Consider the following 16600-nt stretch of genomic DNA (forward strand, 5'->3'; position numbering starts at 1 on the left):
AGGTCTCGTGTCCGACGTCACTGCGCCACCGCAGCTGCCGTGGCATACACATCGGCCGGCATGGACCGGTGCAGTTTCCAGGTGATTGCAATCGGTTTCTCCCCCGTGTGCTGCACGTAGTCAACCTGTCCCAGGCACGTGTAAGGAACCGTCAGCCCTGTCTCGTCTTCTGACGTATCCCGTGTGAAGATCACGATCTTCGAACCGTGCGCGGCCCGGTCCAGGTAGCGCCTGCCCGTCGGGCTTCCCGGCGACGTCGCATTCTGTGACTCCCAGTGGAAAAGCTCCGGGCTGATCGCATAGTCCTTGTACATCGTCGTGGCCGAGTGCTTCTTGTCGTCCTTGTTGAGCGTGACGAAGAAGGCATCCGTGGACGTCGTAGGGCACCAGGCAACGCCCTCGCGGTGCTGCACGTTTTTGCCGAGCTCCAGTGAACCGTATTTCAGGGCCGCCAGGATCTCTTCACGCCGGTAGGTGGCGTGCGAGAGCAGCGGGACGTGCTGCAGCCCGGCGCCAAGGCCCTTGGCGGCGTGCTTGGACGCGGCCACGCCGAGTTTCACGAGCTGGCGGATCTCGCTGCAGACGAACTGGTAGCCGCGCAGATAGTCGAGTCCGGCGTCGTACGACTGGAAACCGCCGCCGTCGTTCCAGAGCGTGCAGAAGAGCATGCGGGCGAACGTCTGGTCCCGCATGCCGAGGTCCCCGTAGCGGGGCGCGTCAGCGCCGACGAGCATCGAGTAGGCCTCGGCGCGTTCCGGATCGTCCACATGGATCAGCGCAGCCATGCGGCCAAGGAGCTTCGTTTCGTCTTCGTCGGAGAGCTCCTGGTTCTTCCCGGTGAGGACTGCCTCCACCGGCGAGAACCCGTCGATCAGGCCGGCCTGGCGAAGGTACCCGGTCCACGAATCCCTGGTCGACCGGTAAATCGACTTCACGTCGTTCCCGGACCGCTCCAGATAGGCCTCCAGCTGGGTTTCCGCGTACGAGGCTATATCCCGGACCAGCTGGGCGCGGTTGAATCGCAGCTGGGCCCTGAGGTTGTCCAGCACCACCTGCTGCGCCACCCGGTCCAGCACAATCTGCGAGCCCGACGGCAGATATGGGAACTCGTCCTCGACAGCCTTTTCCAGCTCCTTGCGCCCATAGCCGGTCAGCGCCCGGTAGCGCAGGTCGAAGCGGAACTCGCGGCGCTGCTGGCCGATGAAGTCCATAACTGTCAGCACCGCCTTGCCCTCGGCACGGCGCAGCCCGCGCCCCAGCTGCTGGAGGAAGATCGTGGCGCTCTGGGTCGGCCGGAGCAGCAGGATGGTGTCCACCTGCGGCAGGTCCAGACCCTCGTTGAAGAGGTCGACGGCGAAGATGCAATTGATCGCCCGTGCGCGGAGCCGCTCCAGCGCCGCCGCACGGTCCGCGTCGTCGGTGACCCCGTCGACAGCAACGGAGGCGATACCGGCGCGGTTGAACACCTCTGCCATGTAGTGCGCGTGCTGGACCGAGACGCAAAAGCCGATGGCCCGCATCTGCTCCGTGCTGGTGACCTTGTCGCGGAGTTCACGGATCACCTTGGCGGCGCGGGCGTCGTTGCCGGTGTAGAGGGTGTTCAGCTGCGCGGTGTCGTAGTTGCCGCGCTTCCATTCCAGCCGGCTGAGGTCGACGTCGTCCGAGACGCCGAAGTAGTGGAACGGCACCAGCAGATCGGCGTCCAGGGCGTCCCAGAGGCGCAGTTCGCTGGCGGTGCGGCCGTCGAAGAACTGCTTGGCGACGTCGACGCCGTCGCCGCGTTCCGGCGTAGCGGTCAGTCCGAGGAGCTGCTGCGGCTGCAGGTGGTCCAGCAGCCGGCGGTAGGTGGGCGCCATGGCGTGGTGGAATTCATCGATGACGACGATGTCGAAGAAGTCCGGTGCCAGCTTGTCGATGCCGAGCGAGGACAGCGACTGGACGGAGGCGAAGATGTGCTTCCACTGACCGGGTTTGTGTTCCCCGACGTAGAGTTCGCCGAAGGCGCCGTCCTGCATGACGTCACGGTAGGTGCGCATGGCCTGTTTGAGGATTTCCTGGCGGTGGGCGACAAAGAGCAGCTTCAGATCTCGGCCGGCCGCTTCACACAGGCGTTTATAGTCCAGGGCTGCGATCACAGTCTTCCCGGTACCGGTGGCCGCGACCACGAGGTTGTGGTCGAAACCCTTGAGCCGCTCGGCCTCCAGGTCCTCAAGCATCTCCTCCTGGTGCAGAAACGGCTGGACCTCGAGTCCGGTGGCTGCCCCGGGGATGGCCGTCCGCCGGCCGCCATTGCGTTCCAGGGCGGCGTCCAGCCTATCGCCGTCGCGTTCCGGGTCGTAGCTTTGGAAGGCGCGCTGCGCCCAGTAGCTGTCGAAGGTGACCTCGAACTTGTTCAGGAGTGCCGGCGTGCCGACGGAGCTGAGCCGGACGTTCCATTCCAGGCCGTCCAGGAGGGCCGCCTGGCTGAGGTTGGAGCTGCCGACATAGGCGGTGTCGAATCCTGAATTCCGGCGGAACAGCCAAGCCTTGGCATGCAGACGCGTGGCCTGGGTTTCGTAGCTGATCTTCACCTCGGCGCCGTATCGGGTCACGAGCTCGTCGATGGCGCGGCGTTCTGTGGCGCCCATGTAGGTGGTGGTGATGACGCGAAGTTTGGCGCCACGCTCGTGGAGCTCCTCGAGCGCCGGCTGCAGGAGGCGGAGGCCCGTCCACCGAACGAAGGCGCAGAGCAGGTCTACCGTGTTGGCGGACTCGATTTCGGTGCGGAGTTCCGCGGCGAGGTTGGGATCGTCCTTGCTGTTGGTGAGCAGCGCCGAATCGCTCAGTTTGGTGGTGGGGCGGCGCAGGTTGCGGCGTTTGAGGGTGTCCGGTCGGTGGAGGGACTGGAGTTGAGTGGGACCCGCGGAGATACGGTCCGTTTGCTGCAGGTCGTGGAGGAATTTGTTTGCCAGGGCCACGCGTTCTGTGGGTTTGGCTGCTGTCAGGGCTTGGCGGACGGCGTCAGCGACGTGGCGGGAGAGGATGTCCGGGCTGTCTTCGTCTGCTATGACCTCGAAGGCTGGCTTGAGTTCTCCTGATTGGTTCAGTCGCGTGTTGAGCAGGTCCGTGGTGAGCAGTTCGTACAAGCCTTCGGGCAGCTGTTCCGCTGCCCCTCCCCCAATGAAATTAGTCACTGCGCCAGGCTAGCGGATGGCCGGCCTACGGCAATTACGACCCACCACTTGCCGGGGCCACCAATTTCAAGCACCTCCCGCCAAGGAGAACGCTATTCGATATCAACGTTTTCTCCACCAGCGGCCAAAGCTTCCAAATACTCTTGGCGGACGTCGCTCATCGACCTTTCGTTCGCGAAGTCAACTAGCCAGAACCACCATCCGGCCTCCGATTGCGCCCCGGTGATCGTCCGCGCGGCGGCACTGAGTGTTTCGCATCTCGTAGTACCTATGAACAGCGAGCCGTCCTCGCTGATCTCACAAGTCTTTCCGCGATGTGCCTGTACTCTCGCGGTGAGAACGTCCCCCGGCCTCAGAAGGCCAGCATTAACGAGGTCCGCCACTTCAATGCGCGGGAGAGATCTCTCGATCGCAGCGGCGAGTTTGCCTGTGTGTCCGGCCGGAACCGGCCAGATGTTCAATAGATCTGAAATCATCCGTTCAGTGCGTTCCGCGATGAATTCTTCAGTCCACTCTTCGGATCCAAGGTCGACAACTTCTCGCGTGATCAACAGCGACGTGTGCTTCTTCAACCCGTCAAGCTTGCCCTTCGCCCCCAACCATGGCCCATTGGAAACCTTGCTATTCAGCGCTTGTGTAATCAAAGTCAGGTTTCCCAAGGACTGAACTAGGGAATCTCGTTGCGTTGATTCCGTATCGGTGAGAGTCGGCGGCCAGTTGGCTGCCCATTCCTGAGGCATGATGTGTTCGATCGTGGCAGTCCCACGAATTACCGGCTGCTCGTGCAAAGGGCGGCCCGAAGTCCAACCGCGTCTGTGATCTTCTACGGCCTCCAGCATCATTCGGAGCCTGGCCCTGCGGAAACGCTTGTACACAGGGAGATCTTGAAGCTCTCGACGCACCTCCGCGTCTCCTGGCCAGTAGTCGTTAGGACTGTCGGCGCGCGCGAAATAGCTCTCGGTGGCATTCCCGGCCACCTCTCGCGGACTTGCAGTCAGATCTTTGAGAAGCTCAACGAAGATGCGGTTGTAAGCCTTCGTGCTCGCGCGCACACACGAACGCCGGACGAGCCAGCTCTCGACCGTTCCAAGCGCCTTGTGGAGCTGGTCTTCGGGAATGCGGGGTTTATCGGGATCGTGGAGCCAGAGGACGAAGGGCTTGACTACTTCAGATTCGAGTGTCGCCGTACGGTAAATGAACAGCTCGAGTCGGCTGAGAATGCTCGTCGAGTTCTGGGCTGCCAGGGTCATAGATCTGTAGAGCTCGGCGTTAGCCTGTATCCGCGGCAGGAGCTTCTCGATGGGTTCGCCGGAATCAGAAACATGGCGCTTAAATTGGCCAAAAACCTCCTTGGCCGGGACGTCTTTGAGGCTATGGGCAATGAGCCATTGATTCAGAAACAGCGAGCTGCGACTGTAGGCTATTCGGCCGGCAGAAACTTCAGTTTCCCAGAACGGCGTCTCGAAGCTCTCCCAGTAACTTTTGTAGGCTTTTTCAGCCTCTTGAGGGGATGCGTTTAACCGCTGAAATACGAAGTTCTTGATTAGGTCTGCGGCAGTCAGAGGTGTACCTCTGGCGTTCAACGTCTCGAATATTTCCTGAGCATCTTCGTCCGGCTGGAGCTCGATGACCACGATCTGGAGAAGCACAGTGACTGCTTCCACGAGGGCCTGTGATCGCGTTTCCGTTTCGGAGTTACCGATCCATTCGCGGGCTGCCGCCGAGAAGAATCCGTGCGCCTTAATTAGTCTTGATCCAGCAACGGCGGTCTCCGGCGAAGTCACTGATTCCATGACCTGATTGAATGCGAGCCTGTCTCTATTCGTCGGCCACACTTTGTATCGGTCCTCAGCATTCTTCGCAAAGTGCCTTGGGTTCTCCACTAGATCCTGAACTTGCCTCGCAATGTCATCGAACCCTGCAATACGTACCTGTTCATTCACGGCGCTAAGCAGCAGTTGGAGCGTTGTAAGTCGTTGTTGGCCGTCAATGATCGTCCTGACAGGAAGTGTGCCGATGGACCCCATCTGCTGTTGCAGGACCACGGCGCCCAAGAAGTGCGGTGCGACTGTTTCGTGCTGTAGCCGCTTGTCGGCCAAACGCTTGACGTCGTCCCACAGGGGGGCCCACTGACCATCCTCTGACCACACGTAAGGGCGCTGAAACAGCGGAACCATAAGCCGTTGCGGCTGGTAGAAGATTTCCGTCGGAGACTTAACCTGAGTGATCACGGGTCAATCCTGCCATGCGCCCTATGTGCTACTTGAAGCCACACGCTCGTGTGTTGCATATGTACGCGGCCGCCCCCATCAGGGTGTAGAACGCGGCGGACGATTTTGCTGATGGAGCATTGTCCACCTGAGTAGTATTCGCAGGAGACAAATGAACGCTATCCATTACGCACACAGAAGGTGGGATGATGAACAGCCATAAAGTGACCATGGACTGGTTGGGAGAATCAATCGAGACGTTGGCCGATCTTTGGCCGCGGGCGCCGAAGGCCGTGATCGTCGGCATCAACCCAGCACCCGTCAGTGTCTCGATCGGTCACTACTACCAAGGTCGGATGGGTCAGGCATTGTTCCGACGGCTTCGCGAGGCCGAGGTTCTAGGGCAAGCAACTCATGGCTACGAAGATGATCACGCCGTGGCCGCTGGAATCGGTTTCACCGACGTAGTAAAAAGGCCAACGATTAGTGCCTCAGAGGTCGGACGGGAAGAGGTCAGGGTGGGGACAGAAGCTCTCGAGCAGAAGCTAGGGGAACGTTCAGTACCGCTGGTCATATTTTCCTTCAAGCAGGCCGCGACGACGCTTCTGGGGAACTTCAAAGGTAATGGCTTCTTGAGCGACCATACGCTTGGAGGCGCGTCCGTATTCGTAATGCCCGGACCATACGAGTCGGCCTTGACTGCCAAGAAGACGTTGCAGGATTTGCGATCCTATTGGCTCGAGAACTAGTTCCCTAGATTCCTTTGGGTGTTCGGTCCAGCAAATCAGGTCTGATCGTCCACCAGTTCGCACAACCGTCAGCGGCTGCCCTGTTTCTAGCAGGCAGCAGGAATTTCACGGCTGCGGATAAAAAAGCGGAGCCGCTCGCTTCATATGGGGATTCTGAGGTCTAAGTTTTAGACAGAACGCCTGAGACATCTGAGCCCGATCCTAGGAAGGGTTCGGGCTGGGTCATTGAGTAAACCCCGATAGGAATCACGATGCAGCTCCCCCACATCCTCATTGACAAGAGACTCAAAGGCAAAGCCGCAGAGTTACTTCACGCATATTTCGAGGAGGAAACGAGTACGGGGTTTCCTCGCACGGGAAGTCGGTTCGAGTCGTGGCGCGGTGGTGGTGCCAGAGTCGGCTCGGCAAACGTGCTGACCGAGGAAGACATTCTGGCAGTCTCGTTTTTGGGCGTTCGCGTGCGAGGCGCGGCGGCATTCGGACTCCTTCACACACACCAAGAAACGATCACTCGGCTGTTGTTGGAGATTCCGGCGGACCTTGATTTGGTAGACCTGGAACGTGAGAACTTCAACGAAGTTCTAGGGTCAGGCACAAGCGCGGCGTCGCGACTTTGGGGTGTCTTCACCAATGATTCGGGCCCCAAGTGGGGAATTGGCGCCACGACTGCGAGCAAGCTCCTCGCCCGGAAGCGACCCCGGCTCATTCCGGTCTATGACTCCGTGATCGATCGTGTAACGGAACTGGAAGGGACGGCCCGAACCCAGTGGCTGGACTGGCATTCCGCCCTTCTGGATACTGACTTGCCCGAAGTGTTGGAGGAGATTCGCGCCCTCTCCGGCATCAAGGAGAATATCTCTCAGCTGAGGGTCATGGATGTTGTGCTTTGGATGCACGGAATAGAGCAGGGACTTGAACCCTTGGAAAATGGGGACGAAGCTGTAACGCCCTAAAAATGCCGACTGCTTTTGGCGTCGCCAGCCAAGGTCACTGTTCCTGAATTCTGCCGGTCAGCGACATGCCCATAAGACGGGCGCCAAAGCCTAATTGCCCAACTCAGCCCGGCACACGTCCCCCCGCTGTGGAACCGGCGCCCCAGCCCTTTGAGACGGCGCCTTTGCCATTGGCACTCTCCCGTTTACGAAACGCAACGCGATCCCGCCACCACCCCTTACTGTTGATTCTGCACGCAACGAAACCGTTTACGTAAACCGTTTGCGTACCCCGTCGCCATGACGGGTATCAAACACAGAGACAGCCTCAGGGAGGAGGAACAGTGGTCACCATCCGCGATGTCGCCAAGCATGCCGGCGTCTCCCCGGCCACCGTTTCCCGGGTTGTCAACGGGCTCGTCGGCTATTCGGACGAGACTCGGGAACGGGTCGAGACCGCGGTCAAAAGCCTCAGCTACGAAACGGACTACCTCGCCCGGGGCCTGAAGACCAGGCAGACGTCCGTGATCGGGCTGCTCGCGCCGATGGTTTCGGATGCCCTGGCCTCCCAGGTCATGCAGGGCGTGGAGGAGGAAGCCCAGGAACGCGGCTACGCCGTGATGCTCGGCCGCACCGGCGCCAAATCCGCCTACATCGCCGGGTACCTGCGAACCTTGCGCACCTACCGGGCCGCCGGCGTCATCCTCATCTCCGCGGTGATCACGCCGGAGACCAGGCAGCTGCTGGGGCCCAACGTCCCCATCATCTCCGTCGCCATCAGTGACAAGTCGGGCTCGCCCAGCGTGGCGATCGACGACGAGCAGGCAGCCTACGACGCGACCCGTCACTTGCTGCGGCTCGGCCACCGGCGCATCGGCCTCCTGACCGGGGATCCGGCATCGATCTACGTCGGCCAGCCCCGCAAACGCGGCTACCTGCGCGCCATGACAGAAGCCGGATGCACCCCGGTCACCGCCACCGGCAGCTTCTTCTACGAAAGCGGCGCCGCCGGTGTCGGCGAACTGCTGCAGCAGGAACCCGGGCTCACCGCGATCTTCGCGATGAGCGATGAGATGGGCGCCGCCGTCGTCAATGAACTGCAGCGGCGCGGACTGCGGGTGCCGGAGGACGTCTCCGTCCTGGGCTTCGACAACACCTCCACCTCCCTGCACGTAAATCCGCCGCTGAGCACCATGGCGCAGCCGCTCGAGGAGATGGGGCGGATGGCCGTGAAGAAGCTGCTCCGCTCCCGCGACCTGGGGCCGAAGATCATGCCGCACCGGCTGATCGAGCGCGGCTCCACCGCGCCGGTCAATTCAACACCGGCGAACCCGGCCCCAACCGGCGCACAAGTCGGCGAACACGTCCTAGCCAGCTAGCCAAGACCCAAACACCACCACCCACGGCGACAGCCGGCACTCCCCCGTGCCACCAGGCAACCCGCCGCGATTCCGCACGCACCAAACCACCCGCACCAATCCCTCGCACCACCCCACATAACAAGGAGCAACACATGAGGCAGCGCCGCCGCACCTGGCAGACTCTTCTCGCCACCACTGCATCCCTGACCGTCGCCGCCGTCGCCCTCACCGGCTGCGGCGGGACCGGAACGGACGCGCAGAGCGCCCCGAAGGCCGCCGCGTCCTTTGAGGGCAAGGGCCCCATCAACTACGTCTCCAACCGCGATGCCTCGGGTGCCGCGAACAAGAGCATCGAGGAGTGGAACGCCGCCCACCCGGAGGAGAAGGTCACGTTCATCGAACTGCCGGACTCCGCGGACCAGCAGCGCCAGCAACTCATCCAGAATGCCCAGATCAAATCGGACACCTTCAGCGTGCTGAACCTGGACGTCGTCTGGACCTCCGAATTCGCCGCCAACAAGTGGATCATGCCGCTGCCCGCGGACGCGATCCCCACGGACAAGATGATCCCCGCCACCGTCAACGCCGCCACGTACCGGGACACCCTGGTCGGCGCCCCGTATTACACCGACGGCGCGCTGTTCTACTTCCGCTCGGACCTGCTCAAGGCCGCCGGCATCGCCGCCCCGCCCAAGACCTGGGACGAAATGAAGACCGCCTGCAAGGCCATCCTGGCCCTCCCCCAGGCCGCGGGCATGTCCTGCTACGCCGGCCAGTTCGACAAGAACGAGGCCCTCACGGTCAACTTCTCCGAGGCCGTGGCCTCCGCCGGCGGCACCGTGGTGGACGCTGACGGCAAGCCCACCGTCAACACCCCCGAGGCCAAGAAGGGCCTGAACCTGCTGGTGGACGGCTTCAAGGAAGGCCTCTTCCCCTCCGACGCCATCACCTACCTCGAAGAGCAGGGCCGCCGCGCGTTCCAGGACGGCAAGCTCGTCTTCCTGCGCAACTGGCCCTTCCTGCACGCCTCTCTGAGCGCCACGGACGGCTCCAGCAAAGTGGCCGGCAAGTTCGGCATCACCTCCATCCCGGGCACCGACGGCCCCGGCGTCTCCACCCTCGGCGGCCGCAGCCTCGCCATCTCACCCTTCACCGCCAACAAGGCCACTGCCCTGGAGTTCATCAAGTTCTTCACCAGCGAGGAGCAAGCCAAGAAGCGCCTCGCCCTCTCCTCCCGCGCCCCGGCGTACGCGTCCCTCTATGCGGATCCCGCCGTCGTCGCCAAGCGCCCGTTCTTCCCCACCCTGCTGACCTCGCTGAACAACGCCCAGCCCCGCCCCAAGGTGGTCCAGTACGGTGCCACCACCAAGGCCATCCAGGAAGAGGCCTACGCGGCCATCACCGGCAAGAAGGACACGGACACGGCCCTGAACGACATGCAGGCCAAGCTCACCGAGCTCTCCGCCAAGTAATTCCGAACTATTCGAGCAGCTGCCGGGCCGGCCGGTTCACCCCGGCCGGCCCATCAGCTGCAACCCCAGTGAGGTTCCCAGAATGACGACGACGACGACCGCCCCGCCCGCCGGCGCGCCAACCGGCACACCCCAACCAGCCAGCCCGCGCAAACGCGGCCACCGCGGCAACCGCACTCCCGGCGAAGGCCGCATGGCCGCCCTGCTGCTCTCCCCCACGATCCTGGTGCTGGCCCTGGTGATCGTGTACCCGCTGCTCGCCGCTGTGCACCAGTCCCTCTACCGCGCCGAATCCGGGCTGGACGCGGACGGCTTCGTGGCCGACGTCGAATCCTTCGTGGGCCTGGCCAACTACGCCGACCTCTTTGTCGGCGAAACTGGGCGGCGCTTCCTCAATGCGCTCGGCAACACCACGTTCTTCACCATCACCACGGTGTTCCTCGAGACCGTCCTGGGCCTCTGCCTGGCCTTGGCCATGAACCGCGCGTTCCGCGGCCGGTCCTTCCTGCGCGCCAGCATCCTGGTCCCCTGGGCCGTGCCCACCGCCGTGTCCGGCCTGCTGTGGCGCTGGATCTTCCAGTCCGACGGCATCGCCAACACCCTGCTCGGCAGCGAAATCCTCTGGACCGCCGAGGGCAACGCCTCCCGCGCGGCCATCATCGTCGCCGAGGTCTGGAAGACCGCCCCGTTCATCGGCCTGCTGGTCCTCGCCGGCATGCAGGTCATCCCCGGCGAAGTCTACGAGGCCGCCAAGATCGACGGTGCAGGCTGGTGGCGCCAGCTCGGCTCCATCACCCTCCCGCTGGTCAAGCCCACCCTGCTGGTCGCCGTGCTGTTCCGCATGCTCGACGCGCTGCGCATGTTCGACCTGCCCTTCGTGTTGATCGGCCCGGGCAAGGAATCCGTGGAGACCCTCTCCATGCTGGCGTGGGACGAATCCAACCAGCTGCGCTACGGCTCCGCCTCGGCGTTCGCGATCATGCTCTTCCTGTACGTCGCCGTCGTCGCGATCGTGTTCGTCAAGGTGCTCGGCGCCGACGTCACCGGCGCCAAGGAACTGAAGCTGATCTCGAAGAAGAACCGCTCCAAGGCAACCCGCAGCCAGGCGAACTCTGAACTGGCAATCTCCGAACAGAAGAAGGCCGAGGCCACCCGATGACCATCTCCGACCTCCGCAACGCCGCCGCCGACTCCGGTGCCCCGGGCGCGACCGGCGCCGGCACGCCCGACGCGAGCACCGCCGTCGGCCGCCCCGGCAAATCGAACACAGGCAAGCCGAAAGCGCAGCGCACGTGGCGCTCCTACTCGGTGTACCTGGGCCTGGCGCTGATCTTCGCCTACTGTCTGGCGCCGTTCTACTGGATGCTGGTCTCCAGCCTGCGCCGCACCGCGGACATTTTCGACAACACCCTGTTCCCGGCGCCGTTCTCGCTGGAGAACTACGTCAAGGTGTTCGACGGCTCCACCATGTTCGGCCAGGCCCTGCTGAACTCCCTGATCGTGGCCGGCACCACCACGGTGTTCGCGCTGCTGCTGGGCGTCTTCGCGGCCTACGCGATCTCCCGGCTGAACTTCCGCTTCAAGTCGGTGATCCTGGGCGTGATCATCGCGACGTCGATGTTCCCCGGCATCTCCGTGGTGGTGCCGCTGCTGCGCCTGTTCACGGACCTCGGCTGGATCAACACCTACCAGGCGATGATCGTCCCCAGCCTGTCCTTTGCGATCCCGCTGGCGGTCTGGAACCTCACCACGTTCATGAAGGCCCTGCCGTTCGACCTCGAGGAAGCTGCCATGATCGACGGCTGCACCAAGTGGCAGGCGTTCCGCCGGGTCCTGCTGCCGCTCGCCGCGCCGGGCGTCTTCACCACCGCGATCCTGACCTTCATCCACAGCTGGAACGAATTCATCATCGCGCTGTCCATGATCAACGACCCCAAGATCCAGACCGCCACGGTGGCGATCTCCAAGTTCACCGGCGCTACCGAATTCCAGGCGCCCTTCGGCGAGCAGATGGCCGCCGGCGTGATCGTCACCGTACCGTTGGTCATTATGGTGCTGATCTTCCAGCGACGGATCGTCGAAGGCCTGACCGCGGGCGCGAGCAAATGAGCGCTGCTCCCGGCTCGCTCGAGGAAACCACGATCACGCAGGCCCCCGACTGGTGGCAGTCCGCCGTCATTTATGAGGTCTACCCGCGCTCGTTCGCCGACGGCGACGGCGACGGCGTGGGCGACCTCGCCGGCCTCATCGCCCGGCTGCCGTACATCGCCGCGCTCGGCGTCGACGGCATCTGGATGACCCCGTTCCAGCCCTCCCCGCAGGTGGACCAGGGCTACGACGTCACTGACTACTGCGGCGTAGACCCGCTGTTCGGCACCATGGAACAGTTCGACTCGCTCCTGGAGCAGGCGCACGCGCTGGGCCTGCGGGTCCTGCTCGACGTCGTCCCCAACCACTGCTCCTCGGAGCACCCGCTGTTCCAGGCGGCCATCGCGGCCGGGCCGGGCTCGCCGGAGCGGGACATGTTCCACTTTGTTGAAGGCTCGGTGGACATGCCTGACGGCGGTGTCCCGCCGAACAACTGGCAGAGCGTCTTCGGCGGCCGTGCCTGGAGCCGTGCCAATCCCGGCTCGGAGACGGACACGGACTGGTACCTGCACCTGTTCTCGGCCGGGCAGCCGGACTGGAACTGGCGCAACCCCGCCGTCGGCGATTACTTCGACGGCGTGCTCCGCTTTTGGTTCGACAAGGGGGTGGACGGGCTGCGGATCGACGTCGCGCATGCGCTGTTCAAGGCCGACGGGCTGCCGGACTCGCCCTCCACCGGCGGGGTGGTGGACGGGCTGCGGTCCAACCCGCAGGTCTCGGACCAGGAGGACGTCCACGAGGTCTACCGCCGCTGGCGTACCCTCGCCGAGAAGTACGAGCCGCACCGGCTGCTGGTGGGCGAGGTCAACCTGGAGCCGGCCCGCGCCGCCCGCTATACCCGTGCCGACGAGATGCAGCAGGCGTTCGCCTTCGCGTTCGTGAAGCTCGGCTGGGATCCGGAGGCGTGGGCCGCCGTCGGGAACGAGCTCGAGGCGGCCCGGCAGCTCCACGGTGCAGCCCCTACGTGGGCGCTGGAAAACCACGACATCGTCCGCTCCGTCACCCGCTTCGGCGGCGGCGAACTGGGTTCACGCCGGGCGGGGGCCGCGCTGGTGGCTTTGCTCGGACTGCCCGGCGCCGCCTACATCTACCAGGGCCAGGAGCTCGGTCTGCCCGAGGTCGACGTCCCGGCAGAGGCCCGGGTGGATCCGATGTGGGCCCGCGGCGGCGTCTGCCGCGACGGCGCCCGCGTCCCGCTGCCCTGGACCGAGGGCGCGGAGCTGAACAACGGCTTCTCGCTCGCTGAAACTGCCGCGGAGCCGTGGCTCCCGATCCCCGCCGGCTGGGGAACTCACGCGATCGAGCGCCAAGAGCAGGACCCGGAGTCCATGCTGAACCTCACCAAAGCGGCCCTGGAGCTGCGCCGACAGCTATGGAAGAACGAGGTCTTCACCGAGGACGACGGCGGCAGCTGGCGGGTCGAGGCCGGAAACCTCCTCATCTGCGAACGTAACGAGCACTTCCTCGTCGTCGTCGCGATGGGCACCGAGCCCGTCCGGTTGCCGGCTGGCACTGTGCTGCTCAGCGCCGCGCCCCTGGCCGAGGACGGTTGGCTTCAGCCGAACAACGCGGCCTGGGTACTGAAGGGCTGAGCGTGCTGCGCGACTGAATCGGTCTGCCTACGAAAGCGCCGCGACCGGGGCAGCTCGGGGCGTTAGCTTTACGTGTTCTCGAGTCCGCGTGGAGGAATTCGTACGAGCCCCGGGCTGCAGGCCCTCTGTTCCCTTCCACGATCGAATGCCCGACTACTTCGCGGAGGTTATCTTTTCTACTTGGAAGGACGGAACTGTGGTGTTCCCACGCATCTGGGTCTCGTAGCTAACCGAGCCCAGTGACGTGGCCGTAATGCGAACCTCGTCGTCCGCCACGAATCCCTCCAGTGAAGGACAGTCTGAATCTCCATCGCCTCCGCGGAAAATCGAGTTCTCACCGTATTCCCAAGAGTTTTCCATCTTCTTGTGTGAGATGTTGGCTCGGAAAATGCATTTCCCGGTGGCAGCGTCGAACTGCGTAATTCTGGCGTAGATGACCATGGTTTTTCCGGAATGGCTGTCAGGGCTCTTGACTAGAAGCGCCAAATCACGCTCACTAAGCTCTTTCGCTGCGTCGATTTGAGCCTGCGAAACCGGAGACCGGTTCTTCGACTCAAGCTGTGATTCGGTGGACGACGAACGCACGCTCGACCCGATAATTGCGCATCCTGCGAAGAGAGCGAGTACGACGGCCAAGAGAACCAGCCAGACTCTTCGCTTCTTTTTCTTCGTTGGATACGGAGTCGCGGAGAGGGGCGAGGTGAAACCATAGGCGCCGTGAGTTCCAACCGCAGGTTCATCCACCCAGAGCTGCCACCCTTCTGGCGGCGGGCCCCAGGCTGGATCGGGCAGCCACCCAGATGGCGGAACCCAACCCGCAGGAGGTGTCGGCCAGTTTGGCGGCGGGTTGAAGCGTTTATTCATCGTGTGGTTGCGTCCCCTAGATCGAATTTGCCTCGAATGTACCTTGCCAGATCCAGAATCTCGCAGACGAGACGTAATTTTGATCGAGTGTCCCGGATTTGCAAAGGGACTGCGTGTCGAGGGCTGCGGGTCAGTAAAGCAGCCGGACCCCGAGGTGTCCGGCTCGTCTCGGCCGTCATCACCTCGGCACTTCAGAAAGCCGCGGCCGCCCGCGGTGACGGGGAAGCCCTTCCCGCTGGCGCTGAGCGTGACCGGGGTGCCTTTGTCCGGGGGTAATCATGTTGCCAAAAGCCTCCGCCGGCACTCTCGAAAATGCCCGAGATGACATTTTCCAATGTGTTTGCATTCGATTTCGTGGATGCAATGTAACATCCGTTATGCGGGTATACGCCCGCGACGCTATTGGGGGAAGCGAACATGCTTGTGACTGTTGGCTGGCGTGATGCACTACCTCTACGACCCGCGTTCCAGGCCGGGCTCCCCCCTATGTGCGTCCATCACCGCACCCACTCCGCACGCTCGCATCGCACGTCGGTCAGGTGTCCTATGAAAGGACTCTTATGAGCCAACCCCCGAACCTCGCCCCCTATCCCCCGGCTTACGGATATGGACAGGCAAAACAGAGCAATAAGTCTTTCCTCGTGACATGGCTGTTCTCCCTCCTCCTCGGCGTTTTCGGCGTGGACCGTTTCTATCTGGGCAAAGTCGGAACCGGTATCCTCAAGCTGGTCACCTTCGGTGGCCTGGGCATCTGGGCCCTGGTCGATCTCGTCCTCGTACTGGCGAACAAAACCCGCGATAAGCAAGGTCTTCCGCTGGAGGGCTACGACAAGCACAAGAAAATTGCCCTGATCGTCACCGCTGCCTTCATCCTCCTGAGCATCATCATCAATGCCAGCCGCGCCGGAGCTGCCACATCGTCCGCCTCACCCGCTTCCTCCGTAAATGACGCTACTGCCGCTGCTACTGCTACCCCGACAGCGACCCCAACGCAGGATCCCGCCGTCGCCAAGGCTGAGGCTGACGCTAAGGCCAAGGCTGACGCTGACGCTGCTGCTAAGGCGGCGAAGGCAGAGGCTGACGCTAAAGCCAAGGCTGACGCTGACGCTGCTGCCAAAGCCAAGGCCGACGCTGACGCTGCTGCTAAGGCGGCGAAGGCAGAGGCTGACGCTGCTGCTAAGGCCGCCGCTGAAGCTGGGACGACCAGTCAGCAAAACGCTCTGCGGACCGCTGGTGACTACCTCGATTACCAAGCCTTCTCGCGCACGGGCCTGATCAAGCAGCTGGAGTTCGAGAAGTATTCGGCACCGGATGCGACCTGGGCCGTTGACCGCGTGACAGTCGACTGGAACGAGCAGGCAGCCAAGTCCGCCAAGAGTTACCTCGAGTACCAGTCCTTCTCCCGTGCCGGACTGAAAGACCAGCTGATCTTCGAGGGCTTCAGCCCGGCGCAAGCTGAGTACGGAGTGAGCCAGACGGGCCTCTAGCGCTCCGAATCGATCAAGCCCAGCCGATGGGCTACTAAATCCAGAACAAATGAAAATGGGAATAATGAATAAAGAACTGGCCCTGACGGGCTTGCTGTGTCTTGCACTATCAGGATGCGCGGGAGCAAATACGCCTAAAGCTGCTCCGACCGTCACCGAGACCGTGACTGTAACGGAAACTGCCACGGCGACTGTAACGGCGACTGTGACAGCAGCTGCGGCGGCTCCAGCCGCCGCAGCTGCCGTACCTGCCGCTCCCGCTCCGGCCGAGACGGCCGTAATTCCGGCCGCAGTTGAAGGCATGAATGCTCAGGCCCTCGACGACGACTTGGCGGCCTTGGGATTCGAGAACATCATCTACAACGCCGATACAGGCAAAACAGTCCTCTTGCTAAGGAACTGGACAGTCACCGGAATCGATAACCCGGGCGCTAAGCAGCCCCTTAGCAAAGCCGTCGTCGTTCACGTAACCAAGTAGGGAGTGCGGCGGGTGTTGATGGCCACACTCAGCCATCCGCACCCGCCGTTCGGCGCACCAAGTCCTGATGGTGGACCTCTGCCGCAACGAGCGTCCCACTGGCGGTGCGTACCCTCGCCGACGAGATGCACCAG

12 protein-coding genes are annotated in these 16600 nt (G+C 63.0%); 9 read left to right on the top strand and 3 right to left on the bottom strand.

Annotated elements, in window-relative coordinates; all coding sequences use genetic code 11:
• Nucleotides 1–17: 17 nt before the first annotated feature.
• Together AC1DGD_RS15750 and AC1DGD_RS15755 are read right to left on the bottom strand one after the other, a co-directional pair.
• The gene (locus AC1DGD_RS15750) at nt 18–3173 is read right to left on the bottom strand and encodes a DEAD/DEAH box helicase (RefSeq protein ID WP_476857441.1); all 3156 of its coding nucleotides are present in this window, start codon (nt 3171–3173) and stop codon (nt 18–20) included.
• 92 nt (nt 3174–3265) lie between these two features.
• Nucleotides 3266–5404 (bottom strand): GmrSD restriction endonuclease domain-containing protein, encoded by a 2139-nt coding sequence (locus AC1DGD_RS15755; protein ID WP_476857442.1) that lies wholly within the window; start codon nt 5402–5404, stop codon nt 3266–3268.
• Nucleotides 5405–5592: 188 nt separating this feature from the next.
• Here AC1DGD_RS15755 and AC1DGD_RS15760 point away from each other — a divergent pair, with 188 nt between their 5' ends.
• From AC1DGD_RS15760 to AC1DGD_RS15790, 7 genes are all read left to right on the top strand, one after another.
• A complete protein-coding gene (locus tag AC1DGD_RS15760) occupies nt 5593–6132 on the top strand; it encodes a uracil-DNA glycosylase family protein (protein WP_476857443.1) in 540 nt (179 codons plus the stop codon).
• A 251-nt stretch (nt 6133–6383) separates the two neighbouring features.
• Entirely contained in the window at nt 6384–7085 is a 702-nt protein-coding gene (locus AC1DGD_RS15765; RefSeq protein ID WP_476857444.1) for a DUF6308 family protein, read from the top strand.
• A 323-nt stretch (nt 7086–7408) separates the two neighbouring features.
• Nucleotides 7409–8443, top strand: a complete 1035-nt coding sequence (locus AC1DGD_RS15770) for a substrate-binding domain-containing protein (RefSeq protein ID WP_476857445.1) — start codon at nt 7409–7411, stop codon at nt 8441–8443.
• 134 nt (nt 8444–8577) lie between these two features.
• Nucleotides 8578–9897, top strand: coding sequence for an ABC transporter substrate-binding protein (locus AC1DGD_RS15775; protein ID WP_476857446.1), 1320 nt, complete (start codon nt 8578–8580; stop codon nt 9895–9897).
• 82 nt (nt 9898–9979) lie between these two features.
• A complete protein-coding gene (locus tag AC1DGD_RS15780; protein WP_476857447.1) occupies nt 9980–11056 on the top strand; it encodes a carbohydrate ABC transporter permease in 1077 nt (358 codons plus the stop codon).
• On the top strand, nt 11053–12006 hold the full coding sequence (locus tag AC1DGD_RS15785) for a carbohydrate ABC transporter permease (protein WP_476857448.1): 954 nt from the start codon (nt 11053–11055) through the stop codon (nt 12004–12006). Before AC1DGD_RS15780 ends, AC1DGD_RS15785 begins: the two co-directional genes overlap by 4 nt.
• Complete coding sequence (locus AC1DGD_RS15790) at nt 12003–13637, top strand: alpha-amylase family glycosyl hydrolase (protein ID WP_476857449.1); 1635 nt, start codon at nt 12003–12005, stop codon at nt 13635–13637. Before AC1DGD_RS15785 ends, AC1DGD_RS15790 begins: the two co-directional genes overlap by 4 nt.
• Nucleotides 13638–13790: 153 nt before the next feature.
• Here AC1DGD_RS15790 and AC1DGD_RS15795 read toward each other — a convergent pair whose 3' ends face one another.
• Nucleotides 13791–14381 (bottom strand): hypothetical protein, encoded by a 591-nt coding sequence (locus tag AC1DGD_RS15795; RefSeq protein ID WP_476857450.1) that lies wholly within the window; start codon nt 14379–14381, stop codon nt 13791–13793.
• Between the two features lie 680 nt (nt 14382–15061).
• On the opposite strand from AC1DGD_RS15795, the gene AC1DGD_RS15800 reads away from it, so the two are divergent.
• Nucleotides 15062–15988: an Ltp family lipoprotein gene (locus tag AC1DGD_RS15800; protein WP_476857451.1), complete on the top strand. Its 927-nt coding sequence runs from the start codon at nt 15062–15064 to the stop codon at nt 15986–15988.
• Nucleotides 15989–16052: 64 nt separating this feature from the next.
• On the top strand, nt 16053–16466 hold the full coding sequence (locus tag AC1DGD_RS15805) for a hypothetical protein (RefSeq protein WP_476857452.1): 414 nt from the start codon (nt 16053–16055) through the stop codon (nt 16464–16466).
• Nucleotides 16467–16600 lie beyond the last annotated feature (134 nt).

Source organism: Arthrobacter sp. 05T45 (genome assembly GCF_056395875.1).

Bases quoted from the DNA above. Each gene is read 5' to 3' on its own strand.
- AC1DGD_RS15775 (WP_476857446.1), top strand. From the start codon at position 8,578: ATGAGGCAGCGCCGCCGCACCTGGCAGACTCTTCTCGCCACCACTGCA.
- AC1DGD_RS15760 (WP_476857443.1), top strand. From the start codon at position 5,593: ATGAACAGCCATAAAGTGACCATGGACTGGTTGGGAGAATCAATCGAG.
- AC1DGD_RS15785 (WP_476857448.1), top strand. From the start codon at position 11,053: ATGACCATCTCCGACCTCCGCAACGCCGCCGCCGACTCCGGTGCCCCG.
- AC1DGD_RS15790 (WP_476857449.1), top strand. From the start codon at position 12,003: ATGAGCGCTGCTCCCGGCTCGCTCGAGGAAACCACGATCACGCAGGCC.
- AC1DGD_RS15805 (WP_476857452.1), top strand. From the start codon at position 16,053: ATGAATAAAGAACTGGCCCTGACGGGCTTGCTGTGTCTTGCACTATCA.
- AC1DGD_RS15780 (WP_476857447.1), top strand. From the start codon at position 9,980: ATGACGACGACGACGACCGCCCCGCCCGCCGGCGCGCCAACCGGCACA.
- AC1DGD_RS15800 (WP_476857451.1), top strand. From the start codon at position 15,062: ATGAGCCAACCCCCGAACCTCGCCCCCTATCCCCCGGCTTACGGATAT.
- AC1DGD_RS15765 (WP_476857444.1), top strand. From the start codon at position 6,384: ATGCAGCTCCCCCACATCCTCATTGACAAGAGACTCAAAGGCAAAGCC.